The organism is Obesumbacterium proteus, assembly GCF_001586165.1.
Classification (GTDB): domain Bacteria; phylum Pseudomonadota; class Gammaproteobacteria; order Enterobacterales; family Enterobacteriaceae; genus Hafnia; species Hafnia protea.
Genome location: NZ_CP014608.1, coordinates 1,228,814 through 1,253,165, shown reverse-complemented (window position 1 = coordinate 1,253,165; position 24,352 = coordinate 1,228,814). Strand labels below are relative to the sequence as shown.

Sequence of the window (24,352 nt, the reverse complement as noted above, 5' to 3'; positions counted from 1 at the left end):
AACCCTTTTAATCAGCCCTTATTCAACTTAGCAAAATCAAACGGGCTACCCCCCTTCTCACGATTGGCATCCAGATAATCCGCCCACCACTGCACCATCAGTCTACGCTCCCCCAAGTGCTCGGCCTTATGAATATAAGCCGCACGTACCGAGTTACGCTCCTGGTGACTCATCTGCCGCTCTACCGCATCCTTCGACCACAGCCCCGACTCAATTAACGAACTACATGCCATAGTCCTGAAACCATGCCCGCAAACCTCAACCTTCGTGTCGTATCCCATCACGCGCAACGCCTTGTTCACCGTGCTTTCACTCATCGGTTTGCGAGGGTTGTGATCCCCAACGAAAACAAAATCGCTCTCGCCACTAAGCTTGTGAACCTGTCTGAGGATTGCTAAAGCCTGGTGAGACAATGGTACCAGATGAGGTGTACGCATTTTAGAACCACGTTGAGAGTGCTTCACTCCTTCAATAGCTTCTCGTTCCGCCGGTATCGTCCACATTGCCGTATCTAAATCGATCTCAGACCAGCGGGCAAAGCGCAATTCACTAGAACGAATAAAGATTAATAACGTGAGCTCAACAGCCAGACGCGTCATTTAGCGTCCCGTGTCGATGAAGTAATTCAGGTAAGCGTTTCAAATCAAGCGGTGGACACGGTTACTGGAAGCGACAGCACCAGCCATTTCTTGAGCTGGGTTGTAATCAATCAAACCACTTTACACTGCATAACGCATAATCGCATTAGTACGCTGCTGAAGACGTGAAGCAACTTCAAGTCGCCCTGTAGCCTCAACTACTTTAATAGGTACAAGGAGATCGCGTGTGCTGAAACTATCAATACTCCGCTTCCCAATTGCAGGGAACAGATTGTCTTCCAGGCTCTTCAGCACCCTCCGACTGTGTTCCTCTGACCATTTATTGTTAGTTGCATGCCACTCCCTGGCAACTGACTCAAAGGTAATGGCCTCTTTCGCCTGTTCTTCTCTAACAGCCCGCTTGTGCTCGCGCGGATCAATACCAGCGGCAACTAGCCTCCTAGATTCATCTCGTTTCTTACGAGCATCGGCTAAAGATGTTTCAGGGTAAACACCAAACGCCATAAGGTGCTGATCACCACGATAACGATAATGATAACGATAACGATAACGATAACGATAACGATAACGATAACGATAACGATAACGATAACGATAACGTCAGTATTTTGAACCTCTGGGATGAATTAGCAAAAACATACCATCCCCATAAGGAAGTGTGTACTGCTTTTCCCGTGGTTTTGCCGAACGCACCTTGGTATCAGTCAGGGCCATGATGGTATTCCTTCCATATGCTGCCGTGAGTATATAAGCATTATCGAACCAGCATATATACTCGGTTCTATACTCACAAGCATGTTGATGTGGGGTAACTAAGATTGATGTCGGTTGACTGAAAAGCGGGGCAAAGCCTTGCGGGGACTGAATTTCAGGCATAAAAAAAGCCACCCTGAGGTGACTTAATTTTCATACTAATGGTGCCGAAGGCCGGACTCGAACCGGCACACCTTGCGGCGGTTGATTTTGAATCAACTGCGTCTACCGATTTCGCCACTTCGGCACAGAAGTAGTATGCGGAAAACGAGTGCATTATACCTAGCCACGACCCTCACGCAATACTTATCCTGCATTCAATTGTTTAAGTGCCTAAAAAAACGGCGAAGGTGCGGTAAAAAACATCTGCGCGAGTATTTTATCAGCAATTATCTCGCTTAATCTGCGGTCTAACACCGGTGGGGCGTCGTTTTTGTCTAACGTAATCTCGTTTCCGTATGCCTTTAGGAGAGATTATGACGTTTGCCCATGTCTCGCTGGGGTTGCTGTTCGTAAGTTCCATCATTACATTGCTGTATACGCTTCTCTCTAGGAAACCTTATGTCCGCAAATAACCCGTATTTTGTTGAAGTTGTCGAATCACATGAGCTCATTCAGCGTTGGTTTGCTAATGCTTCTGCCAGCGAAGCGCTCTGTGAACAGCTGCTATCGCATTTTAGCCCCGCATTCACCATGGTGGGGATGAGTGGCATGCTATTGAATTATCCTGCGGTGTGTGCATTTTTCCGTGCAAATGGAGGGGGCAAAGCGGGGCTGAGTATCGAAGTCTCTGAGATGACCATCATCGTTGAGTGGGAAAATGGCGCAGTCGTTAGCTATAAGGAAACACAGACACAGCCGGAACAGCCGAAAACCGTTCGCTTCTCAACGGCGGTCTTTGAAAAAGGCAGTCAGGGGAACGTGATATGGCGGCATCTGCATGAAACCGCAGCGCATCTCTGAGCGTGAGACGTAAAAAAGGCGGGATATATCCCGCCTTTCGGTAACTCACATCAAGTGATTATGCAATCAGTTGATTTTAATTGGCATGCCTGAGCGTGCTGCTACTGCATTATCAACTGCGCTGGTCTGAACGCTTGGATCAGAAACAATTTTGTTGATAGCGTCGGTCAGCACCACAGGAACTGGCGCGTCAGAGTTGAACTGCTGCTCAGTGGTAGACAGCGGATTGTGAACCTCGATATAGCGAGATCCATCAGGCTCTACGGTCGCTTTTACAGGTTCATTGATGAACTGCAAGCGAGTACCGACTGGAACGTTATCAAACAGGTATTTGATGTCGTCATCACGCAGACGCACGCAGCCGTGGCTTACGCGCAGGCCGATACCGAAGTTGGCGTTAGTACCGTGAACCGCATACAAACGACCGATGTACAGCGCGTACAGACCCATTGGGTTATCTGGACCAGCAGGGAATACCTGCGGCAGAGTCTCACCGTTAGCGGCATACTCTTCGTGCATTTTTTTGGTTGGCGTCCATGTTGGGCCCGCTTTTTTACGCTGAACCGAAGTGACCCAGTTCATTGGCGTATCACGACCTAACTCACCAATACCAATCGGCAGAACCACAACGGTTTTAGAGCCTTTTGGATAGTAGTACAAACGCATCTCTGCACTGTTGATGATAATGCCTTCACGTGGAGTATTAGGCAGAATCAACTGGTGCGGAATAGTCAGCGTCATACCCGGCTTTGGCAGGTATGCATCTACGCCCGGATTCGCTTCCAACATGTTACTCAGGCCCATTTGGTACTGAGCAGCAAAATGTTCCAGAGGCTGTTTGTTATCTTCTGGCACTTTTACCTGAATGTTTTCACCAATCAGACGGCTGTTATTCGCCGGTAAAGGGTATACCACGGCAAATGCAGACTGCATAAAAGCAGTCGTTGCCAGAAGCACCGTGAAGAGCGCACGGATACTCATTTTCATGTTTATATTCCTGTTGGGTGCTAGTACCGCGCACAGGCGGTTGTCGATTTTAGCCAGTGAAGACTGGATGCGCATTATATGTGCACAAACGCAAAAGAGGAAAACATTAGTGTTCATCTTCTTAACGTATTTTTGTCATCACCAAACCATACTGAGTTCTATTCTAAGATTAGCTCCGTGTGTGAGCTACGTCACAACCATTTTTGTTTCCACATGTACCGTTTGGTTTTATTTACAAAAAACTGATGAATTCCACTCTGCCAGCGCACACGGTTGGCATTAAGATGTTCCCACTAAAAACTCTGACCTGTCTCTTGCCTGAATAAATGGATAAACGCGTGTTGAAATTTTTCCCTGCGACGCTGCTGGGCGTCGCCTGTGCGGTAATACCTGTTACAATTTATGCTCAACAACCTCAACCTCTCGCTTCACAGGTGGTGGATGGTTACGCGGAGCATATTTTTTATAATAGCGGTGCCGCTGCAATGGCCATGGTTGCTATCGATAACAACCAACAGGTGTTTAGAAGTTTTGGCGAAACTCGCCCCGGCAATGATACCCGCCCACGTAAGGACTCTTTAATCCGTATAGCTTCCCTAACCAAACTCATGACCAGCGAAGTCTTGGTTAAGCTAGCCGATGAAAGAAAAGTCAGTCTCTACGATCCATTGAGAAAGTACGCGCCTAACGGAATGCGAGTACCCTCCTATAACGCCAACCAGCCGATTGTGTTGATGAACCTCGCCTCTCACACCAGCGGTTTACCGCGTGAACAGCCGGGCGGCGTGGCACATCGTGACGTGTTTACTTGGCCAACGAAATACGATCGCTGGCAGTGGATGAAAAGCGCAAAAGTCGCGGTGCCACCAGGCGTGCGGGCGTCCTATTCAAATCTGGCGTTTGACTTACTGGCCGATGCGCTTGCACAAGCTACGGGCAAAGCCTATCCAAGTTTGCTCAAAGAGAAAGTTACTCTGCCGTTGGGCATGAAAGACACCACCTATACGCCCTCCCCTGAACAATGCTCACGGATGATCGTCCCCGCACGCGGAGCAAGCCCATGCCAAAGCAGCCTCGCGGCTATCGGCAGCGGTGGCGTTTATTCCACACCGGAAGACATGCAGCGTTGGATGCAGCAGTTCTTATCCTCCTCAACCCATCCTCGTAGCCCGTATGCTGACAAGCTGCTGAAAATGTATTATCAGCGCGAAAAACTTACGCTGGTTAAAGGCATGGACGTTCCGGGTAAAGCCTCGGCACTGGGCTTAGGCTGGGTATATATGGCACCGCAAAACGGTTTACCGGGCATCATGCAAAAAACTGGCGGCGGCGGCGGCTTCATTACCTATATGGCGATGATCCCAGACAAAAACGTTGGCGTATTTGCGGTTGTTGCCCGTACTGAACTAACCAAATTTACTAATATGAGCGATGGTGTTAATCGGTTAGTCAGCGAGCTGGCGCAGCAACAGCAGTAAATCTGGCTTGAGTTTAATCATATTTATTAAGGGGTATATTTATGCCCCTTTTTTCTATCTAGGAATTAGATTAAATATATACATTAAATTTATTCTTACTTAGCGATAATAATATTTTTATATTGATTAAATATAAAAATATTTACCCTAAATAAATTTAGGTTATCTCCGATAACGCAAGTACCCACGGAAAAAACCTTTCCAAAGATGTGGTTTACTAATGGAGCTACACCTATGTTCAAAAATATTAAAATCGCCAGCGGCATGCTGTTGGTGCTGTATTTATTTGGTCTGATACAAATAGGCTCTAACCTGATTGGGTTCTACTTCATCAAAAAAATAGCGATAGCATTAGCGCGATGAGCGTCATCGCCGATGAGCAAAATGCATTAAGCAGCAGCGGCGCCTATCTCCAACAAGCCCAGTCGGCCATCAACAATATTGTTCTTGAATACGCCGTCAACCCACAAGGGACTGTTAATAAAGATTCTATACAGGCGGCACGTGAAAAAATGGCGCTTGCTAATAAATCCTTTGAACTGTTTTGGGAGATACCTGGGTTAACAAATCATGATCTTAAATTAGGTGAAGAAATAAAAAATGCATTCCAAAACAATGCCGATAACATTGAAAAGCAAATTAATATCGCTTTAACCGAGCCATCCCCAAACGTATTAGTTGATAAGCTTTATCAATTGAGAACTGAAAAATTGGAAACGCGAGCCATATTTCAAGGATGGGTGAAGAAATACATTGGTATTTCTCTTAAGAATAACGATGACGCCAGAGACGTTGCTATACAAGCGTATACCGAATTCATACGTTTACTGATTGCCGTGATTATTTTATGCGTATTAATGTGCTTAGCCGTGCACTTTTGGATCAAAAGAGTCCTTGTTCGCCCACTACGAGAAGCAACTGGCTACTTTGAGCTTATTGGACGGGGTGACTTACGCAGCGTCATTACCATACAAAATAGCAACGAGATTGGGCTATTGATGTCTGGATTACAAAAAATGCAGAATGGATTGCAGACAACCGTTGCGACCGTGCGACAAGGCGTTGAATCTATCAATATTGGCACCCACGAAATCTCTGCCGGTAATACCGACCTTTCAAGCCGAACCGAAGAACAGGCGGCAGCGCTGGCTCAGACCGCGGCCAGCATGGAACAAATCACCTCCACCGTGCAGCAAAATGCCGAAAATGCTCAGCAAGCAGCTCAAATGATTAATAGCACCGCCAATATTGCTCATAACGGCGAGCAGGTAATGGAGTCGGTCATCGCAAAAATGCGCACCATCAACCATAGCGCGCAGAAAATGAGTGACATTATTAGCGTAATAGACGGTATCGCCTTCCAGACCAATATCTTGGCGCTTAATGCCGCCGTTGAGGCCGCTCGAGCAGGAGAGCAAGGGCGTGGTTTTGCCGTTGTTGCTGGGGAAGTGCGTAATTTAGCGCAGCGATGTTCACTTTCAGCAAAAGAGATCAACGATCTCATTGCCACATCGAGCAACGATATCAAGGAAGGTATGTCACTCGTTGAACACGCAGGAGAAACCATGGCTGACATCGTACTTAACGTCAATAAAGCAACCAGCATCGTCGACAGCATCTCTTATGCCTCTGACGAGCAAAGCCGCGGCGTTGCTCAGGTGAGTATTGCCATCAACCAGATGGATCAGGTCACTCAGCAGAATGCTGCATTAGTGGAGCAGGTTGCAACTACCGCCGCGAATGTAGAAGAACAGGCCGATACACTGGCCAAAGCAGTCTCTATTTTTCAACTCACCGAACAGTTATGGCTAGAGCCCAAAAAGAATCTTGAGCTAACACAGAGGCCAGATCCACACGATACACATTGGATTTAAGCGAAAAAAAACGGGCCATGATATGGCCCGTTTTATATTTATAGATTGCATTACGCTGTTACGATTTTCTCAGCAGCATATAAACACTGATCAACAAGAACAGCAGACTTGGCAGTAGAGCACCTAACACTGGAGGTACGCTGTATACCAAACTTAGCGGTCCAAAAATCTGGTCGAGTACGTAGAACAAGAAGCCGAAGCTGATACCCGTCAATACCCTCACGCCCATTGGAACGCTGCGCAATGGACCAAAAATGAAGGACAGCGCCATCAACATCATTACCGCAACAGATAGCGGTGCAAAAATTTTGCTCCACATATTGAGCTGGTAACGGTTAGATTCTTGACCACTTTGCTTGAGGTATTTCACATAGTGGTAGAGGCCGCTAATCGACAGCGAGTCAGGGCTCATGGCAACCACACCCAGTTTGTCTGGCGTTAGGTTCGTTTTCCACATACCGCTAATCGTTTGTGTACCGGTGATCCTTTTGCTGTCGGTGAGATTGGATTCTTCGACCTGTGAAAGCTTCCACTGATTACCCTCAAACGTTGCGGAGTTAGCGTAGCGTAGCTTTTGCAAATGGCGTTCTTTATCAAAGGTATAAATGCTGATCCCCTGAATAGTTTTCTCGCCGGTCACACGTTTAATAAAGATAAAGTCGTTGCCGTCTTTTGCCCATAGCCCGTTTTGCGTCGAGAGCAACGAACCGCCGTACATCTGTTGGGCACGGTAGTTACGTGCAGCCTGATCGCCCTGTGGTGCAACCCACTCACCAATGGCCATCGTGAGGATGACCAATGGAATCGCGGTTTTCATCACCGAAGAGGCAATCTGCATACGGGTATAACCTGCCGCCTGCATCACCACCAACTCACTGCGCTGGGCTAACATGCCTAACCCTAATAGCGCACCAAGCAGCGCAGCCATTGGGAAGAAGACTTCAATATCCTTTGGCACGCTGAGCAAGGTGAAAAGTCCTGCGCCTGCCGCAGAGTAATCGCCCTGCCCCACTTTACGCAGCTGATCAACAAACTTGATAATCCCAGACAGCGACACCAGCATAAACAACGTTGCCATGATGGTGCTGAAAATCGTGCGCCCAATGTAACGGTCTAATACTCCAAGCATCAGGCGACTCCTTTACCGGTGATTCGCGCGCGGATCCGACGCATCGGCAGCGTATCCCAAATATTCAGCGCAATAGCGAGCAACAGATAGAATCCGTTTACGACCCAAACCCAGATAAACGGATCAATTTTGCCCTTCGCCGCATTAGAACGTAGCGAGCTTTGCAGCAGGAAGAAGATCAGATAGAGCAACATAGCTGGCAGCGTACTGAGTACGCGCCCTTGGCGTGGGTTAACCACGCTCAAAGGAACCACCATCAACGCCATCACGAATACAGAGAACACCAGCGTAATACGCCAGTTCAGCTCCGCACGGAAGTCGTTTTCTTTGGATTCCCATAGCGCTGTCATGGGTGCCTGATCGGCATTGCTTGGATTAAGCACTACCGCTTGATGGCCGATAACCGCTTCATAATTTATAAAGTCGGTGATACGGAAATCACGCAGCATCGCGGTACCTTCATAGCGCGTACCGGTATCCAATACCACCTGCTGAGAACCGTCTGGGCGACCTTCCATATGGCCAGTATCTGCCACAACCACCGATGGGCGTTGGGTACCGTTAGGACGCAACTGAGCTAAAAAGATGTTTTCAAACTTTTTGCCCTTCACATCACCCACAAACAGCACATAGTTGCCATCTTTCGACGGCTGGAATTGCCCTTCCACCATTGAGGCTAAACCGGGGTTAGCCTTGGCTTCAGCCATCACTTCATCAGAGTGAAACGATGACCACGGACTCACCCAAAACGCGTTAACCAATGCAAACGCGCCGGTAATGAAAGCAAGGATCATCGCGGTTTTTATCAGCACGCCTTTGCCTAAGCCGCAGGCGTGCATAACCACGATTTCACTTTCTGTATACAGTTTACCCAGCGTCATCAATAGCCCAAGGAACAGGCTAAGAGGCAGAATAAGCTGAGCCATCTCGGGCACACCGAGCCCAAGGAGAGATAACACTAAGTTTGTCGGAATTTCGCCGTCAACTGCAGCTCCAAGTATCCGCACCATCTTTTGACAAAAAAAGATCAGCAGCAGGATAAATAGGATAGCAATCTGACTCTTAAACGTTTCCCGTACCAGATATCTAATGATGATCACGCTTATTACGCCTGTGAAAACTTGTCTTTTTGCAGGAAAATAGATAATTTCTACGCTAACCCGCCATTTTTATGATGATTATGGCGGCGGTTACAATCAGAATAGCATTACAGCATGTGTCTCAAGTGTAACCTATAGGAACACACTTATAACGGACACATCGTAGATGGCTAATCATCCACTACGAGTGATACATACCCCAACTTGTTGTCGTTGCAGCAAACAACGAACACCGCAGCAACATCGCGATAAGCAGGGTAAACTGATTGTACAGTAAAACAATTGTACCGTAATCGTTAGCAACGAAAACGAGAAAATAACTACCGATTATATAACGTCCCTCTGCACAGCCCAAAAAAGCCTTGCAGAATGAGAGAAAATCGCGCGATTTCCTGTGAAAAAGTGGATAAAAACCACCACCATCAGAGAAAACCGTGAATGAGTGTTCCAGTCAGTTCAACGGCAAAGGGCCGAGATAATAGTGACTTGAGCAATGTTTCTGACTTCAAGAAACGAGTATAGCTTAGTCATCGCCCCGCGCCGCTGCCTTTAAGATTCAGGAGAGTGCATGGAGTTCAGTGTAAAAAGCGGTAGCCCGGAAAAACAGCGTAGCGCCTGTATCGTCGTCGGTGTTTTCGAACCGCGCCGACTGTCCCCAATCGCCGAACAGCTCGATAAAATCAGCGATGGCTGCATCAGTGCCCTACTGCGCCGTGGCGAACTGGAAGGTAAAGTGGGTCAGACACTCTTGCTGCACCACGTACCGAACGTACTCTCAGAACGCATTTTGCTGATTGGCTGTGGCAAAGAGCGTGAGTTGGACGAACGTCAGTATAAACAAGTCATTCAAAAAACGATTAATACGCTGAATGACACCGGTTCTATGGAAGCGGTTTGCTTCCTGACTGAGCTGCACGTCAAAGGCCGTAATACCTACTGGAAAGTGCGTCAGGCGGTCGAAACGGCAAAAGAAACGCTTTATACCTTCGATCAGCTGAAAAGTAATAAAGCAGAACCGCGCCGCCCACTGCGTAAAATGGTGTTCAACGTCCCAACCCGTCGTGAACTCACCAGCGGCGAGCGCGCTATCCAGCACGGCTTGGCCATCGCTGCCGGTATTAAAGCCGCAAAAGATCTTGGCAATATGCCGCCAAACATCTGTAACGCAGGCTATTTGGCTTCACAGGCTCGCCAGCTTGCCGACAGCTTCAGCCCGAACGTTAGCACCCGCGTTATCGGTGAACAGCAGATGAAAGAGCTGGGCATGAATGCCTATCTCGCCGTGGGTCAAGGTTCACAAAATGAATCGTTGATGTCCGTGATTGAATATAAGGGCAGCAAAAACCCAGATGCTAAACCTATCGTCTTGGTTGGTAAGGGTTTAACCTTTGACTCCGGCGGTATTTCTATCAAGCCTGCTGACAGCATGGACGAGATGAAATACGACATGTGCGGTGCCGCTTCCGTATACGGCGTTATGCGCATGGCTGCTGAGCTTCAGCTTCCACTGAACATCGTGGGCGTACTGGCTGGCTGCGAAAACATGCCGGGCGGTCGCGCTTATCGTCCTGGGGATGTTTTGACCACCATGAACGGCCAAACCGTTGAAGTGCTCAATACCGATGCCGAAGGACGTTTGGTTCTGTGTGACGTGTTAACCTACGTTGAGCGTTTCGAACCCGACGTTGTTATCGATGTAGCTACGTTGACCGGTGCCTGCGTTATCGCGCTGGGTCATCATTTGACGGGCTTAATGGCAAACCATAACCCATTAGCTTCAGAGCTTATCAGCGCATCAGAACAAGCCGGTGACCGTGCATGGCGTCTGCCGATGATGGATGAATTCCAAGATCAGCTGGATTCCAATTTTGCCGATATGGCAAACATCGGTGGCCGTCCTGGCGGAGCGATTACCGCAGCGTGCTTCCTGTCTCGATTCACCCGCAAATACAGCTGGGCGCATCTGGACATCGCGGGCACCGCGTGGCGTTCAGGGAAAGCAAAAGGTGCAACGGGCCGCCCTGTTGCCATGCTTTCTCAGTTCTTGCTCAATCGCGCAGGCCTAAACGGCGACGATTAAGAAAAATGCGTTAAAATAAATAGAACCCCCACCCCAGACCTCTGTGTTGAGAGGCGACTGGGAGGGGGGTCTTTCGTTGTTGTATTTCATTACTTCATAAGTGCTGCACAAGCGTAAGGCTATATCACATCATGAAACAGGCAACCTTCTATCTCATGGAGCATCATCAGCCTGATGGTGAACTGGATGCCGTTGAGGCTTTGGCCTGTGATCTCGCCGCCCAACACTGGCGCTCCGGTAAACGAATTTTATTGGCTTGCCAAAGTCAGGAACAGGCTCAAAAGTTAGACGAAGCCCTTTGGGCCCGCGACCCGCACCAGTTTGTGCCGCATAATCTGGCCGGTGAAGGCCCGCATTATGGCGCTCCAGTCGAACTTTCATGGCCGGGAAAGCGGGGCAATTCGCCGCGTGAACTGATGATCTGCTTGCAGACCGAGTTCGCAGATTTTGCTACTGCTTTCCATGAAGTGATAGACTTCGTTCCTTATGAAGACGCTTTAAAACAGTTGGCGCGTGAGCGCTATAAAATCTACCGCAGCGTCGGCTTTCAATTGACCACGGCTACGCCGCCAACTCACTGATCGATCAAATCAAAGAACAGACGAACCATGGAAAAGACATATAACCCGCAAGACATTGAGCAGCCGCTCTACGAGCACTGGGAACAGCAGGGCTACTTCAAGCCGAATGGCGACACCAGTAAAGAAAGCTTCTGTATTATGATCCCGCCGCCGAACGTCACCGGCAGCCTGCATATGGGTCATGCTTTCCAGCAGACCATTATGGACACCATGATCCGCTATCAGCGCATGCAGGGTAAAAATACCCTGTGGCAGGTCGGTACCGACCACGCGGGTATCGCCACTCAGATGGTCGTCGAGCGCAAAATTGCAGCCGAAGAAGGCAAAACTCGTCACGACTATGGTCGTGATGCCTTCATCGACAAAATCTGGCAGTGGAAAGAAGAATCTGGCGGCACCATTACTCGTCAGATGCGCCGTCTGGGCAACTCCGTCGACTGGGAGCGCGAGCGCTTCACGATGGACGATGGCCTGTCTAATGCGGTGAAAGAAGTATTCGTTCGTCTGTATAAAGAAGACCTGATTTATCGCGGTAAGCGTCTGGTTAACTGGGATCCAAAACTGCGCACGGCTATCTCCGATCTGGAAGTAGAAAACCGTGAAACCAAAGGTTCCATGTGGCACCTGCGTTATCCGCTGGCCGATGGTGCTAAAACCGCCGACGGTAAAGACTATCTGGTGGTTGCTACTACGCGCCCTGAAACCCTGTTGGGCGATACCGGTGTTGCCGTTAACCCAGAAGATCCGCGCTACAAAGATTTGATCGGTAAATTCGTGGTTCTGCCGCTGGTTGGCCGTCGCATTCCTATCGTCGGTGATGAACACGCCGATATGGAAAAAGGCACCGGCTGCGTGAAAATCACCCCTGCGCACGACTTCAATGACTATGAAGTTGGCCGCCGCCACGCACTGCCAATGATCAACATTCTGACCTTCGACGGCGACATTCGTGACGAAGCAGAAGTCTTGGATACCAACGGCGAAGAAACTGACGTTTACAGCAACGAAATCCCAGAGCAGTTCCGTGGCATGGAGCGTTTTGCCGCTCGCCGTGCCGTGGTAAAAGCCTGTGATGAAGCTGGCCTGCTGGTTGAAATCAAACCTCACGATCTTACCGTTCCTTACGGCGACCGTGGCGGCGTGGTTATCGAACCGATGCTGACCGACCAATGGTACGTTCGCACTGCGCCGCTGGCGAAAGTGGCGATTGAAGCCGTTGAACAAGGTGAAATCCAGTTCGTACCTAAGCAGTATGAAAACATGTACTACTCTTGGATGCGCGACATTCAGGACTGGTGTATTTCTCGTCAGCTGTGGTGGGGTCATCGCATTCCAGCTTGGTACGACAACGAAGGCAACGTGTTCGTTGGCCGTGACGAAGACGAAGTACGCCGTGAAAATAATTTAGGCGCAGACGTTGAACTGAAACAGGACGACGACGTTCTGGATACGTGGTTCTCTTCTGGTCTGTGGACTTTCTCAACGCTGGGCTGGCCTGAACAGACCGAAGCGCTGAAAACGTTCCACCCAACGAACGTATTAACCAGCGGCTTCGACATCATCTTCTTCTGGATCGCGCGCATGATCATGCTGACCATGCACTTCGTGAAAGATGAAAATGGCAAACCACAGGTTCCGTTCAAAACCGTCTATGTGACCGGCCTTATCCGTGACGACGAAGGACAGAAAATGTCTAAGTCTAAGGGTAACGTCATCGATCCACTGGATATGATCGACGGTATTTCTCTACCAGAACTGTTAGAGAAGCGTACCGGCAATATGATGCAGCCACAGTTGGCTGAGAAAATTGCTAAACGTACCGAAAAACAGTTCCCAGAAGGCATCGAGCCACACGGTACTGATGCCCTGCGCTTCACCTTGGCAGCGCTGGCCTCTACCGGTCGTGATATCAACTGGGATATGAAGCGCTTAGAAGGTTATCGCAACTTCTGTAACAAGCTGTGGAACGCAAGCCGCTTCGTACTGATGAACACGGAAGATCAGGATTGTGGTCTGAACGGCGGCGAAATGGTTCTGTCCTTGGCAGACCGTTGGATCCTGTCCGAATTCAACCAGACGGTAAAAGCTTACCGTGAAGCACTGGATAACTTCCGCTTCGATCTGGCTGCCAATATTCTGTATGAGTTCACATGGAACCAGTTCTGTGACTGGTATCTGGAACTGGCTAAGCCGGTCATGAACGGTGGTTCTGAAGCTGAACTGCGCGGTACCCGTAATACGCTGGTCACCGTGCTGGAAGCCCTGCTGCGCTTGGCGCATCCGGTGATCCCATACATCACCGAAACCATCTGGCAGCGCGTGAAAGGCCTAAAAGGGATTACTGCGGACACCATCATGTTGCAGCCATTCCCAGAATACGACGCTTCTCAGGTTGATGAGAAAGCGCTGGCCGATCTGGAATGGATCAAGCAAACCATCATCGCCGTGCGTAACATTCGCGCCGAGATGAATATTGCGCCAAGCAAGCCACTGGAACTGCTGCTGCGTGAATGCAGCGCGGATGCTCAGCGTCGCGTACAGGAAAACCTAAGCTTCATTCAGGCTCTGGCGCGTCTGGAAAGCATCACCGTGCTGGCCGCGGGCGATAAAGGTCCAGTTTCTGTCACCAAGCTGGTTGACGGTGCAGAACTGCTGATCCCAATGGCTGGCCTTATCGACAAAGACGCCGAGCTCGACCGCCTAGCGAAAGAAGTGGCTAAGATCGAAGCTGAAATTGGCCGCATCGAAGCGAAACTGTCTAACGAAGGTTTCGTGGCTCGCGCACCTGAGGCCGTTGTTGCCAAAGAGCGTGAGAAGATGAACGGCTACGCCGATGCCAAAGCGAAGCTCATCGAACAGCAAGCGGTAATTGCAGCGCTGTAACTAGCGCGGTAAGCAAAACGCCTATCAGCGGGGAACATTGTTCCCCGCTTTTTTTTACCTCGCACGCAGAACGCTTGCATCCTCACTATCAGCGGTGGTATTAAGGAATTTCGTGCGCCATCACGCGGAGGACACACTCCGTGACAACAGCCTAAAATAGCGATGTGCGTTAGAACGCTTACACAACGGAACAACCGGGTAATGACTATGACAACAGAAACGCCTTTACGACTTCAGGTGCGCCGGATGACGGCAAACGACAACGCTGCCATTGCGCAGGTTATTCGTGAAGTTTCAGCGGAATGCGGCCTCACCGCAGACAAAGGCTATACCGTCTCTGACCCAAACCTCGATCATCTCTTCGACGTTTATAGCCAGCCACGCTGTGCCTATTGGGTGGTTGAGCTTGATGGACACGTTGTTGGCGGCGGCGGCGTTGCTCCGCTTGAAGGCGCAGACGTCGGCCTGTGTGAACTACAAAAAATGTATTTTCTACCCGTGCTGCGCGGAAAAGGTTTAGCAAAACAATTGGCTATCCAAGCCATGGATTTTGCCCGCGAGAACGGTTTTAGCCAATGTTATCTAGAAACAACGGCCTCTCTCACTGCGGCTATCGCGCTCTATGAGAAGCTCGGATTTAACCATATCACCGAAGCACTCGGCAGCACACGCCATGTGGACTGCGAAGTCAGAATGCTGAGAGATCTGTAAGGTTTAACAAAAAGCACTCATCCTAAAAACGCCCGAGAATTGGCATTAAATTCCCTTTTTACACACAAAAAAATCCGGTGCCATCACTGGCACCGGATTTCGCTATTCTCACGATGACGTTAACCATGCAACGTGAAAGATGAACATCTAAAGATTAATGGCGAACGCCATTATCATCTTCATCAACGCCTTCTGCGTCGCCATCTTCGTCGTCGTCACCGTCTTCACCGTTAGGATCTTCGAAGTAGGTGCCCCAGCCGTCGTAGTTCACGTTCATTTTTTCAGCGAGGTTCACCAGCTGTTCAACCTGAGTGTCGATCACTTCCGCATTCAGGCCAACTTCGCTGATCACATCGCAGCACATCAGCAGCGTACCGTCTTCAACTTCCAGCTCTTCAGCGTCGGTGACTTCATAGCCGAGTTTAAAAGCTTCAACCGCCGCTTTTTCTAACAGCTCAAAGTTGTCAGCCGAAAGGTGATGCTCAATGGTGTATAACGCGTCCGGATCGCTGCCGTCGTCCAGCAGTTCTTCAATGATCAGGCGGGTTTCTTCACGTTGTTCTTCTAATAGCTCAGGATTTGCCATGCCTTTGTCCTCAATCTGTATGCAATCACGCTACTTTCATTCTCCCACAGCCGCGCTCATGCCTCCATAAGAAACGTGAATATTTATCTCTCAGGGGTTGATTTTGAATTTTAATACACATAATGTGAATATTAATTCATGCAGCACAATAAAAACACAACTGGGGATGAGCACTATGAGTCAGCTATATCAGCATCATTTTCTTAGATTACTGGACTTCACGCCTGCAGATATCGCATATCTACTCACTTTAGCCGCTGAACTTAAGCAGGCTAAGAAAGCAGGTAATGAACCTCAAACGCTGAAAGGCAAAAATATCGCGCTCATCTTCGAAAAAGACTCCACCCGAACCCGCTGCTCTTTCGAAGTTGCCGCTTACGACCAAGGTGCTAACGTCACCTATTTAGGCTCAAACGGCAGCCAAATCGGCCACAAAGAATCCATCAAAGACAGCGCCCGCGTGCTGGGCAGAATGTACGATGCCATCCAGTATCGCGGTTGGGGACAGGACGTAGTTGAAACCTTGGCGCAGTATGCCGGTGTGCCTATTTGGAATGGATTAACCAATGAGTTTCACCCAACCCAAATCTTAGCCGATCTACTGACCATTCAAGAACATATGCCAAATAAGCCGCTGTCGCAGGTGAAGCTGGCATACCTTGGCGATGCGCGTAATAACATGGGCAATTCATTGTTAGAAGGCGCTGCGCTGATGGGGATGGAGCTGCGTTTAGTTGCGCCCAAAGCCTGCTGGCCCGAGGCCGAACTGGTGGCTCAATGTCAGGCGATCGCCGACAAAACCGGCGCTAAGCTGGTCTTAACTGAAGATCTGGCGGAAGGCGTGAAAGACGCTGATTTCCTTTACACCGACGTTTGGGTTTCCATGGGCGAACCAAAAGAAGTGTGGAAAGAGCGTATTGCCCAGCTACTGCCTTATCAAATCAACATGAACGTCATCAAACTGACCGGCAACCCACAGGTGAAATTCCTGCACTGTTTACCAGCTTTCCATGACGATCAAACTGCCGTGGGCAAACAGATGGCAGAACAATACGGCTTACATGGCGGAATGGAAGTGACTGACGAAGTGTTTGAATCCGAGCACAGCATCGTGTTTGACGAAGCGGAAAACCGTCTGCACACCATTAAAGCCGTGATGGTAGCGACGTTAGGTAAACTGTAATAACTCAATAAATCAGCGCGCCTAATATTCACGGCGCGCTGATTTTGTTTTATAGAACGGCCGCCGTTTCTGGCGTAACACAGGTACCTTTCTCTCGGCGTAAAATCGCTTCGGCGTCGGCTAAGGCACCAATAAATGCCGTTCCGCCCGTTTGTTCAACAAACTCAATCACCGCTTCCGCCTTCGGCCCCATCGCGCCATCAGGAGCCGCAAACGGACGTAACACCTCAGGGGTAACATGACGCAATGCCCGCGCCTGTGGCGTTCCCCAATCCTGATAAACCGCATCCGCATCGGTCAAAATCATCAAGTATTCCGCTTGTAACTCTTGGGCTAACAACGCGGCGGATAAATCCTTATCAATAACGGCTTCAACACCACAATATCCCTGCTGGCTTGCGACAACCGGCATTCCACCTCCGCCCGCACAAACCACAATATGATCGCTATCTAGCAGACACTTGATCGAGGCCAACTCAACCACTTTTCTTGGCTTAGGCGAAGCCACCACGCGACGAAAATATTGGCCATCCGCTTTCATCGTCCAACCATAACGTAGCTTAGGTTCATGTCGCTGATCGGGAAGATACACAGGACCAATAAATTTACTCGGCTGCTGGAACGCAGGATCGTCTGCCTCAACTTCAATACGCGTCAGCAGGCTAACCACTTGAGGAATATTCTCTTTCTGCCCTAACGACTGAGCAATCATATAGCCCAACATTCCCTGCGTTTCGGCCACTAAAATATCCAGCGGATACGCAGGCGTTTGCTGATCTAGCGCACCTTGCAGCGCCAGCAGTCCCACCTGCGGGCCGTTGCCATGCACAATCACGACGCGATAATTTTTGACCAGCCCCGCAACCACCTCTGCCACCTGAGCAATATTTTTGTACTGATTTTGAGCCGAAAGAATTTCACCACGCTGTAAAATAGCGTTTCCTCCCAGCGCAATAACGACGGTTGGTTTCATTTTATTCCCCATAAAAACGTTAATTTGTTGGGGTAAACATAAATTTATTTAAAATATAAAATGTGATGATTGCTGCATTTAAAATACAGTCTATTATTTTTTTATAATCGACATATCACAGCGCCATTTAATTAAATAAAATTGAATAATGGATTTTTTAATTTTTTTTATTAATAGACCGTCAAATAAGAAAACTTACCTTACAATAGATCAAATGTGATTTATCTCACCAGAATCCCCCTACGATTATTATAGCTTACCGACATAGCGATTTGGCACGAACCATTTTTATTATAGCTATGCCCAATAATATCAATATTGGGGACGGTAGCATTCTTCATGCCCAGCACTACCGATTAAATCAGTGATAGGGATAAGCAGAACAGCTAACGCTCCAGAAGCGATAAGTATAGGGTATTCAGGGGAGTATCTTATGTCACAATCGATAGAGCATGCGGGCGCACCGCAAAAAACAGGAATACCCGCTTGGTGGGTAACCGTATTCTTATTCTGGCTCGGCTGGATATTTATGTATGCAGACCGTACTGTATTGAACCCAGTTATGGGAGAACTACAAAAAGAATTTGGATTAAATGGAACACAATTAGGGGTACTTAATTCAGTTTTTTATTTTTCCTATGCGCTATTACAAGTTCCCGCCGGAATTTTAGGGGACAAAATCGGGAAGAAAAAAGTATTAGTCCCCGGATTTTTATTATTCGGTGTTTTTACCGCCGTCACCGGATGGGCAAAAACATGGACAACACTACTATTTTCTCGCGTCGTCACCGGTGCTGGAGAAGGGACCTATTACGGCCCTCAATATGGTTTATCTTCGGAACAAATTCCTAAAAAATATCGTTCTCTCGGCAGCGCCATCATTAACAGTGGTATGGCATTCGGTATTGCTCTCGGGCTGATGTCGTCAAGCTGGTTGGTTTACGATCAGGGTCACAGCTGGAGAATGCCATTTTATGCCATGGCCGTGCCTAGCATTCTGACCGGCTTAGCGATTTGGTTCTTCGTTAAAGAAAAGAAACGCAGCGCGGTCACCGCCGATGGCGTCGCGGTTAAAAAAGGTAAATTCAGCGATTTGCTTAAAAACCGCAATCTGCTGCTGGTCTATCTGATGGTGTTTTGCAGTCTGTTCGGGTTCTTCGTCATTCTGACATGGCTGCCGTATTACCTTCAAAGCGAGCGTGGGATCCCAGGCAGCGCAACCGGCTTTATTTCGTCCTTAGTCGCATGGATTTCAATTCCCGGCGCCCTGCTGTTCTCAACCATTTCAGACCGTTTAGGCAAGCGTAAACCGCTCATTTTAATTCTGGTTCCTCTCGCGATTCTGAGCATGCTCTCAATTGTTTGGATGCCAACCATGGGCGGCGTTATTGCAGCGCTCTGTATTTATGGTCTGGTGGGCAAGCTGGCGCTTGATCCCGTTCTGGTGGCGTTGGTTGCCGATAGCGTGGACGAAAATAACTACAGCACCGCCTTTGGTTTATTCAACTTCATCGGCATGAGTTCCTCTATTTTAGCGCCGATCATCGCCGGTGCCGCTCGCGATCTCACTGGCAGTTTGGCCTCCAGTTTCTATGTATCAGCAGCCCTCTTGGTCATTGGCCTGTGCGGCATGTTGTTCCTGAAAGAAAAGAAATAATCCGAGGGAATTAAAATGATTTATGCATCTGTAAAAAAAGGCAGTTTTCAGGATTCTGTAAGCCTGATGCTGATATCACGCAAGCTCAGTGAGTCACCTCAGGTGGATGAAGTCTCCGTCATGATGGGTACTCCAGCCAACAAATCACTTCTGGAGACCACCGGTTTTTGGCATGAAAGTTTTACCAGCGCCACGCCAAATGATATCTGCGTAGCCATCCGGACTCATGAAGAGATCCCCGATATCGCACAGCTTATCGGCCGTCAGCTAGAAACCGAACTAAGCGCCATTGCCCAAGGGCAAGCGTCTGGGCAACACTTACAAAAGGTTCGCCGCTGGGACAGCGCACAGCAAAAGCTGCCCGATGCTAATTTGCTGCTCATTTCCGTTGCTGGCGAATATGCCAACGATCTGGCCCGTCAGGGATTGGAGAACGGCAAAAACGTCATGATGTTCTCCGACAACGTCCCCGTTGAACAAGAACTCGCGCTGAAACAAACCGCACGGGAAAAAGGGCTGCTGGTGATGGGGCCAGACTGCGGCACCGCCATGGTCGCCGGTGCGCCGTTAGCCTTCGCCAACGTACTACCTAAAGGTTCTATCGGGGTGATTGGTGCCTCAGGCACGGGTATTCAAGAACTTACGTCGCAAATCGCGCTGCTCGGCCAAGGCGTCACTCATGCACTGGGTCTGGGCGGCCGAGATCTTAGCGAGGACATTGGCGGTATCAGCGCGTTAAGCGCCCTAGAAATTCTCGCCGGTGATGAACAAAGCAAAGTACTGGCCTTCGTGTCTAAACCTCCGGCAGAAAGCGTGCGCAAACGAGTGATAACCGCCATGCAAGCAGTGGCAAAGCCGGTTGTCGCGCTCTTCCTTGGCACTAAGCCCGAGCAAAAACATGAAGGTAATGTTTGGTTAGCCAGTTCATTAGCCGAAGCTGCTCACCTTGCCGTGATGCTCGCCAGCGTCGAAGAAATTGCCGCCGCCCAGCCGAGCGTCATCGGCAAGAAAATTCTAGGTCTGTATGCCGGCGGTACGCTGGCTGCTGAAGCCGCAATGTTATTGGCTGAGCAGATAAATGCCAAAACCGATAGCAAACACGATCGCGGCATTATGCTGCACGCTCAAGGACATACCCTTATCGATCTGGGTGACGATGCGTACACCGTTGGCCGCCCACATCCAATGATTGACCCTACCAGCCGTTCGCTTGAGATCCAAAAAATTGCCCACCAGCCAGAAATTGGCGTGCTGCTGGTCGATGTGGTGTTGGGCTATGGCGCATGTGCCGATCCTGCCACCGCGGTGTTAGAGGCGGTCAATAAAGTTCGCGCGGCACGTGGCGCCGAGAATCCACTGGTGGTCATCGCAACCGTAACCGGTACACAGCAAGATCCTCAGCCACGTGCTGAGCAGATCGACACGCTGATTAACGGCGACATCGTCGTTATGAATACGCTGCAAGAAGCGGTGTTACTGGCACACCACCTGATCGTTCGTGCGCCAGAAACGCCTCACTACCCCCGTAATCCACTGCTTGATGGCGTCAAAGTCATCAACGCTGGCCTGCGCAGTTTTGCTCAAGACTTGCAAAGCACCGGTTGCCCTGTCGTGCATTACCAATGGGCCCCCATCGCGGGCGGCAATGCTCATTTAGCCAGTTTGCTAAAACAATTAAATTAAGAGGTCTGCTATGTACTCATCTATTGCGCACGCCAATGAGGCGATCGTTGCACGCATTAAAGAAGCCCGCCCATTCTGGACCGGCGTTCATTTGGCTAAAGAGGTTATCCCTGCTTTACGTGAAGGAAAAACCTTGCTGCATGCTGGCCCACCGATTAAATGGCAGGATATGACGGGACCAATGCGTGGAGCATGTCTCGGCGCGTGTCTCTATGAAGGTTGGGCTCAGAATGAACAACAGGCGCATGCGCTGTTGGAAACGGGTGAGATCACCTTTATTCCTTGCCATCACGTTAACGCCGTTGGCCCTATGGGCGGGATCACTTCGGCCAATATGCCGGTGCTTGAAGTTAAAAACCACGTCCACGGCAACAGCGCCTACTGCAATTTGAACGAAGGTATTGGCAAAGTTATGCGTTTCGGTGCCTACGGTGAAGACGTCCAGCGCCGCCTGTGCTGGATGCGCGACACCTTAGCACCGGTATTGCAACAAGCACTCAGCGAAACGGAAAACGGCATCGATCTTAGCGCACTGATGGCTCAGGCCATCACCATGGGGGATGAATTCCACCAGCGTAATATTGCCGCCTCAGCGCTGCTGATGCGCACACTGGCACCAAAAATTGCGCTACAGAATGACGATAAAGCACGCCTGGGCGAAGTATTACAGTTCCTCAGCGTGACCGATCAGTTCTTCCTGAACCTCGCGATGGCCTATTGCAAAGCGGTAATGGATGCCGCCGCAGAGATTAAAGCCGGTTCCATTGTGACAGCCATGACACGTAATGGCCGAGACTTCGGCATTCGCGTCAGCGGGCTGGGCGATCGCTGGTTTACAGCTCCGGTGAATACGCCGCAAGGGCTGTTCTTTACCGGCTTTAGCCAAGATGATGCGAATCCTGACATCGGTGATAGCGCCATTACGGAAACCTTCGGCATTGGCGGTGCGGCGATGATTGCGGCACCTGGCGTAACCCGTTTTGTCGGTGCCGGTGGCATGGATGCAGCTCAAGAAACTTCGGAAGAGATGAGCGAAATCTATCTGCAACACAATCCGCTGCTGCAGATCCCATCATGGAATTTCCAAGGCGCCTGTTTAGGTTTGGATATACGTCGCGTCGTCGAAACGGGGATCACACCACTTATCAATACCGGTATTGCCCACCGCGAAGCGGGTATTGGTCAAGTCGGCGCAGGCACCGTGCGAGCACCGCTGCCTTGCTTTGAACAAGCGCTAGAAGCGCTGGCTGAAGCGATGAATATTCACGCATAACGTCTATACATAACACACCAAGCGCCTGCCTCACCGTAGGCGCTTTCTCCCCTTCAAACCCTAGGAGAACGGATAATGATTTGCTCTCCTTTAGCCGCCAGTGACTGCCTGCCGCCAATACATGGCGTCTGGGTATGCGAAAATCGGTTTAATCACGCCATTAATCTGCGTAATGCATCCAATCAGCTATTAACCTTGCATCGTTATGGGCACGGAATTAGCCCGATGGGATGGTTAATACGCCGCGCTGACTTTGACCAACTCAGCCATTGTTTAGCTCCTGGCACCCGTTTGACGGCGATTAACGGTGGGCTATTTACCCCGCATATTCAGTTGCTCAAACCACGGCGAACGCTGTATTTACGCATGTCCGATAAGCTTTCCATTGCGCCACAGCGCTTTGAAAAATACCTTTCGCGCCATAGCGCTATCACCGGACTGTGTGGGCCGCTTAATCAAGCTCATCATTCGTCGTCACCTTACACCGCTATTTTCACCCAGCAGCTTTCTCGCTGGGCGCAGGGCTTCGCCCCAGACTGGCGTTCTATTATTGGTTTAGGCCCCGGTTTAACCCCCAGCGGCGATGACATGTTGGTTGGCATGATAGCCATTCTTCACGCCACATCACAGACGGCGCTGCGTCCTTCGCTTCTGCCCAGCGACAACCTACTGATAGCGTTAACCACCAGCGTCAGCGCAAGCTATCTTTATTATGCAAAACGCGGTTATTTCAGCACCATAATACATACCCTGTTACGCCGACTTGCACGTGGCTCACAGGCTACAGAAAGCTCGCTTGAAAGCGTCCTGCATCATGGACATACTTCGGGGGCGGACACTTTGTTGGGAATGGATCTCACTCTGCGCTGGCAATACGCTCATCAACGGAGGGTTGAATACGATGTTTGATCAAGAGACGCTCCGCACGTTTATTCGGGTCGCTGAAACACGCAGCTTCTCTAAGGCGGCGGAATACCTACATAAAACGCCCGCGGCCATCAGCTATCGTATTAAAACGCTGGAAGAAAGCTTGGGAACACAGCTGTTCCTGCGCACCACGCGCACCGTCAGCCTCACGCCCGCTGGCGTTCATTTGCTGGAGCGCTGCCATCAATGGCTAAGCTGGATCGACGCCATGCCCGATGAGCTCAGTCAGGTCAACGACGGCGTAGAACGGCAGGTTAATATTGTGGTCAATAACCTGCTTTATAACGCGGCATCGGCGGCAAAACTGCTGACATGGTTAAACCACCGTTTTCCTTTCACCCAGTTTCAGCTTTCACGTCAGGTCTACATGGGCGTCTGGGATGCAATGCTTTACGATGACTTCCAACTCGCCATTGGCGTTACCGGCTCCGAGTCACTTTCCAACTCAATACGCACCCTTCCCTTTGGTGAAGTGAGCTGGGTGTTTGTGCTTGCGCCCAATCATCCCTTAGCCGCCAGCACAACGCCTTTAACCAACACGCTATTACGCGGCTATCCAGCCATCAATATCGAAGACACGTCGCGGAATTTAACCAAACGCGTGGCTTGGCTTTTGCCAGGTCAAAAAGAAATTAAAGTGCCAGATATGCAGACCAAGCTCGAGTGCCATCTTGACGGGCTCGGCGTGGGTTTTTTACCTAAGAATATTTGCCAGCCTTTTATCGATCGCGGCCAGTTGCTCACGCGGGAAGTCGACAACAAACGCCAGCCATCACCTTTGTCGCTTGCATGGAGCAAAGACCGCAATGGCAAAGCGGTGCAGGAAATTGTTTCACTGTTTAAGCATGGGGATGAGCGGATTCGTGGTTTTCTAACCAATATCGACAAATACACGCTGCGATGAGGTTATCTGCAAGACGTCATCATCGCAG

19 protein-coding genes, 1 tRNA gene and 1 pseudogene are annotated in these 24,352 nt (G+C 49.7%); 14 read left to right on the top strand and 7 right to left on the bottom strand.

Annotation, left to right across the window (positions count from 1 at the left end; translation table 11 throughout):
* Positions 1 to 11: 11 nt before the first annotated feature.
* Together DSM2777_RS24775 and DSM2777_RS05925 are read right to left on the bottom strand one after the other, a co-directional pair.
* Positions 12 to 1,313, bottom strand: a pseudogene (locus DSM2777_RS24775) (tyrosine-type recombinase/integrase).
* 201 nt (positions 1,314 to 1,514) lie between these two features.
* Positions 1,515 to 1,599, bottom strand: a tRNA-Leu gene (locus DSM2777_RS05925).
* A gap of 314 nt (positions 1,600 to 1,913) precedes the next feature.
* On the opposite strand from DSM2777_RS05925, the gene DSM2777_RS05920 reads away from it, so the two are divergent.
* Positions 1,914 to 2,315 carry a DUF4440 domain-containing protein gene (locus DSM2777_RS05920; protein ID WP_061553409.1) on the top strand — a complete coding sequence of 134 codons (402 nt, stop codon included), beginning with the start codon at positions 1,914 to 1,916 and terminating at the stop codon, positions 2,313 to 2,315.
* Positions 2,316 to 2,381: 66 nt separating this feature from the next.
* Here the strand turns inward: DSM2777_RS05920 and DSM2777_RS05915 are convergent, their stop codons facing one another.
* The gene (locus DSM2777_RS05915) at positions 2,382 to 3,302 is read right to left on the bottom strand and encodes a L,D-transpeptidase family protein (RefSeq protein ID WP_025798346.1); all 921 of its coding nucleotides are present in this window, start codon (positions 3,300 to 3,302) and stop codon (positions 2,382 to 2,384) included.
* A 326-nt stretch (positions 3,303 to 3,628) separates the two neighbouring features.
* Between DSM2777_RS05915 and ampH the strand changes: the two genes are divergently transcribed.
* The 3 genes from ampH (at position 3,629) to DSM2777_RS05905 (ending at position 6,654) form a co-directional block, all read left to right on the top strand.
* A complete protein-coding gene (gene ampH / locus DSM2777_RS05910; protein WP_061553408.1) occupies positions 3,629 to 4,780 on the top strand; it encodes a D-alanyl-D-alanine-carboxypeptidase/endopeptidase AmpH in 1,152 nt (383 codons plus the stop codon).
* A 234-nt stretch (positions 4,781 to 5,014) separates the two neighbouring features.
* Positions 5,015 to 5,143, top strand: coding sequence for a Tar ligand binding domain-containing protein (locus DSM2777_RS24875; RefSeq protein ID WP_237087819.1), 129 nt, complete (start codon positions 5,015 to 5,017; stop codon positions 5,141 to 5,143).
* On the top strand, positions 5,140 to 6,654 hold the full coding sequence (locus DSM2777_RS05905; RefSeq protein WP_237087818.1) for a methyl-accepting chemotaxis protein: 1,515 nt from the start codon (positions 5,140 to 5,142) through the stop codon (positions 6,652 to 6,654). The genes DSM2777_RS24875 and DSM2777_RS05905 overlap by 4 nt, the downstream gene beginning before the upstream one ends.
* A 58-nt stretch (positions 6,655 to 6,712) precedes the next feature.
* On the opposite strand, the gene lptG is transcribed toward DSM2777_RS05905, so the two are convergent.
* Both lptG and lptF read right to left on the bottom strand, forming a co-directional pair.
* Complete coding sequence (gene lptG, locus DSM2777_RS05900; RefSeq protein ID WP_046458789.1) at positions 6,713 to 7,783, bottom strand: LPS export ABC transporter permease LptG; 1,071 nt, start codon at positions 7,781 to 7,783, stop codon at positions 6,713 to 6,715.
* Complete coding sequence (gene lptF, locus DSM2777_RS05895; RefSeq protein WP_061553407.1) at positions 7,783 to 8,883, bottom strand: LPS export ABC transporter permease LptF; 1,101 nt, start codon at positions 8,881 to 8,883, stop codon at positions 7,783 to 7,785. The genes lptG and lptF overlap by 1 nt, the downstream gene beginning before the upstream one ends.
* 568 nt (positions 8,884 to 9,451) lie before the next feature.
* On the opposite strand from lptF, the gene pepA reads away from it, so the two are divergent.
* The 4 genes from pepA (at position 9,452) to DSM2777_RS05875 (ending at position 15,138) form a co-directional block, all read left to right on the top strand.
* Positions 9,452 to 10,963, top strand: coding sequence for a leucyl aminopeptidase (pepA, locus tag DSM2777_RS05890; RefSeq protein ID WP_061553406.1), 1,512 nt, complete (start codon positions 9,452 to 9,454; stop codon positions 10,961 to 10,963).
* A gap of 131 nt (positions 10,964 to 11,094) precedes the next feature.
* Positions 11,095 to 11,544, top strand: a complete 450-nt coding sequence (locus DSM2777_RS05885) for a DNA polymerase III subunit chi (RefSeq protein WP_025798359.1) — start codon at positions 11,095 to 11,097, stop codon at positions 11,542 to 11,544.
* 27 nt (positions 11,545 to 11,571) lie between these two features.
* The gene (locus DSM2777_RS05880; RefSeq protein WP_046458791.1) at positions 11,572 to 14,427 is read left to right on the top strand and encodes a valine--tRNA ligase; all 2,856 of its coding nucleotides are present in this window, start codon (positions 11,572 to 11,574) and stop codon (positions 14,425 to 14,427) included.
* A 207-nt stretch (positions 14,428 to 14,634) separates the two neighbouring features.
* Positions 14,635 to 15,138, top strand: a complete 504-nt coding sequence (locus DSM2777_RS05875; protein ID WP_061555337.1) for a GNAT family N-acetyltransferase — start codon at positions 14,635 to 14,637, stop codon at positions 15,136 to 15,138.
* A gap of 154 nt (positions 15,139 to 15,292) precedes the next feature.
* On the opposite strand, the gene rraB is transcribed toward DSM2777_RS05875, so the two are convergent.
* Positions 15,293 to 15,724 (bottom strand): ribonuclease E inhibitor RraB, encoded by a 432-nt coding sequence (rraB, locus tag DSM2777_RS05870; protein WP_061553405.1) that lies wholly within the window; start codon positions 15,722 to 15,724, stop codon positions 15,293 to 15,295.
* Between the two features lie 166 nt (positions 15,725 to 15,890).
* On the opposite strand from rraB, the gene argF reads away from it, so the two are divergent.
* Positions 15,891 to 16,907, top strand: coding sequence for an ornithine carbamoyltransferase (argF, locus tag DSM2777_RS05865; protein WP_174521848.1), 1,017 nt, complete (start codon positions 15,891 to 15,893; stop codon positions 16,905 to 16,907).
* A gap of 49 nt (positions 16,908 to 16,956) precedes the next feature.
* On the opposite strand, the gene DSM2777_RS05860 is transcribed toward argF, so the two are convergent.
* The gene (locus tag DSM2777_RS05860) at positions 16,957 to 17,880 is read right to left on the bottom strand and encodes a carbamate kinase (protein ID WP_061553404.1); all 924 of its coding nucleotides are present in this window, start codon (positions 17,878 to 17,880) and stop codon (positions 16,957 to 16,959) included.
* Between the two features lie 433 nt (positions 17,881 to 18,313).
* On the opposite strand from DSM2777_RS05860, the gene DSM2777_RS05855 reads away from it, so the two are divergent.
* From DSM2777_RS05855 to allS, 5 genes are all read left to right on the top strand, one after another.
* Entirely contained in the window at positions 18,314 to 19,537 is a 1,224-nt protein-coding gene (locus DSM2777_RS05855) for an MFS transporter (protein WP_046458799.1), read from the top strand.
* Between the two features lie 15 nt (positions 19,538 to 19,552).
* On the top strand, positions 19,553 to 21,220 hold the full coding sequence (fdrA, locus tag DSM2777_RS05850; RefSeq protein WP_061553403.1) for an acyl-CoA synthetase FdrA: 1,668 nt from the start codon (positions 19,553 to 19,555) through the stop codon (positions 21,218 to 21,220).
* A 10-nt stretch (positions 21,221 to 21,230) separates the two neighbouring features.
* A complete protein-coding gene (locus tag DSM2777_RS05845; protein WP_061553402.1) occupies positions 21,231 to 22,493 on the top strand; it encodes a YlbE family protein in 1,263 nt (420 codons plus the stop codon).
* Positions 22,494 to 22,568: 75 nt separating this feature from the next.
* A complete protein-coding gene (locus tag DSM2777_RS05840; RefSeq protein ID WP_061553401.1) occupies positions 22,569 to 23,402 on the top strand; it encodes an oxamate carbamoyltransferase subunit AllH family protein in 834 nt (277 codons plus the stop codon).
* Positions 23,395 to 24,324, top strand: a complete 930-nt coding sequence (gene allS / locus DSM2777_RS05835) for an HTH-type transcriptional activator AllS (protein WP_061553400.1) — start codon at positions 23,395 to 23,397, stop codon at positions 24,322 to 24,324. Before DSM2777_RS05840 ends, allS begins: the two co-directional genes overlap by 8 nt.
* Positions 24,325 to 24,352: the final 28 nt, after the last annotated feature.

Bases quoted from the DNA above. Each gene is read 5' to 3' on its own strand.
- fdrA (WP_061553403.1), top strand. From the start codon at position 19,553: ATGATTTATGCATCTGTAAAAAAAGGCAGTTTTCAGGATTCTGTAAGC.
- DSM2777_RS05915 (WP_025798346.1), bottom strand. From the start codon at position 3,302: ATGAAAATGAGTATCCGTGCGCTCTTCACGGTGCTTCTGGCAACGACT.
- DSM2777_RS05885 (WP_025798359.1), top strand. From the start codon at position 11,095: ATGAAACAGGCAACCTTCTATCTCATGGAGCATCATCAGCCTGATGGT.
- DSM2777_RS05860 (WP_061553404.1), bottom strand. From the start codon at position 17,880: ATGAAACCAACCGTCGTTATTGCGCTGGGAGGAAACGCTATTTTACAG.
- DSM2777_RS05905 (WP_237087818.1), top strand. From the start codon at position 5,140: ATGAGCGTCATCGCCGATGAGCAAAATGCATTAAGCAGCAGCGGCGCC.
- argF (WP_174521848.1), top strand. From the start codon at position 15,891: ATGAGCACTATGAGTCAGCTATATCAGCATCATTTTCTTAGATTACTG.
- DSM2777_RS05845 (WP_061553402.1), top strand. From the start codon at position 21,231: ATGTACTCATCTATTGCGCACGCCAATGAGGCGATCGTTGCACGCATT.
- ampH (WP_061553408.1), top strand. From the start codon at position 3,629: ATGGATAAACGCGTGTTGAAATTTTTCCCTGCGACGCTGCTGGGCGTC.
- DSM2777_RS05840 (WP_061553401.1), top strand. From the start codon at position 22,569: ATGATTTGCTCTCCTTTAGCCGCCAGTGACTGCCTGCCGCCAATACAT.
- DSM2777_RS05855 (WP_046458799.1), top strand. From the start codon at position 18,314: ATGTCACAATCGATAGAGCATGCGGGCGCACCGCAAAAAACAGGAATA.
- DSM2777_RS05920 (WP_061553409.1), top strand. From the start codon at position 1,914: ATGTCCGCAAATAACCCGTATTTTGTTGAAGTTGTCGAATCACATGAG.
- DSM2777_RS05880 (WP_046458791.1), top strand. From the start codon at position 11,572: ATGGAAAAGACATATAACCCGCAAGACATTGAGCAGCCGCTCTACGAG.
- lptG (WP_046458789.1), bottom strand. From the start codon at position 7,783: ATGCTTGGAGTATTAGACCGTTACATTGGGCGCACGATTTTCAGCACC.
- allS (WP_061553400.1), top strand. From the start codon at position 23,395: ATGTTTGATCAAGAGACGCTCCGCACGTTTATTCGGGTCGCTGAAACA.
- rraB (WP_061553405.1), bottom strand. From the start codon at position 15,724: ATGGCAAATCCTGAGCTATTAGAAGAACAACGTGAAGAAACCCGCCTG.
- DSM2777_RS24875 (WP_237087819.1), top strand. From the start codon at position 5,015: ATGTTCAAAAATATTAAAATCGCCAGCGGCATGCTGTTGGTGCTGTAT.
- DSM2777_RS05875 (WP_061555337.1), top strand. From the start codon at position 14,635: ATGACAACAGAAACGCCTTTACGACTTCAGGTGCGCCGGATGACGGCA.
- pepA (WP_061553406.1), top strand. From the start codon at position 9,452: ATGGAGTTCAGTGTAAAAAGCGGTAGCCCGGAAAAACAGCGTAGCGCC.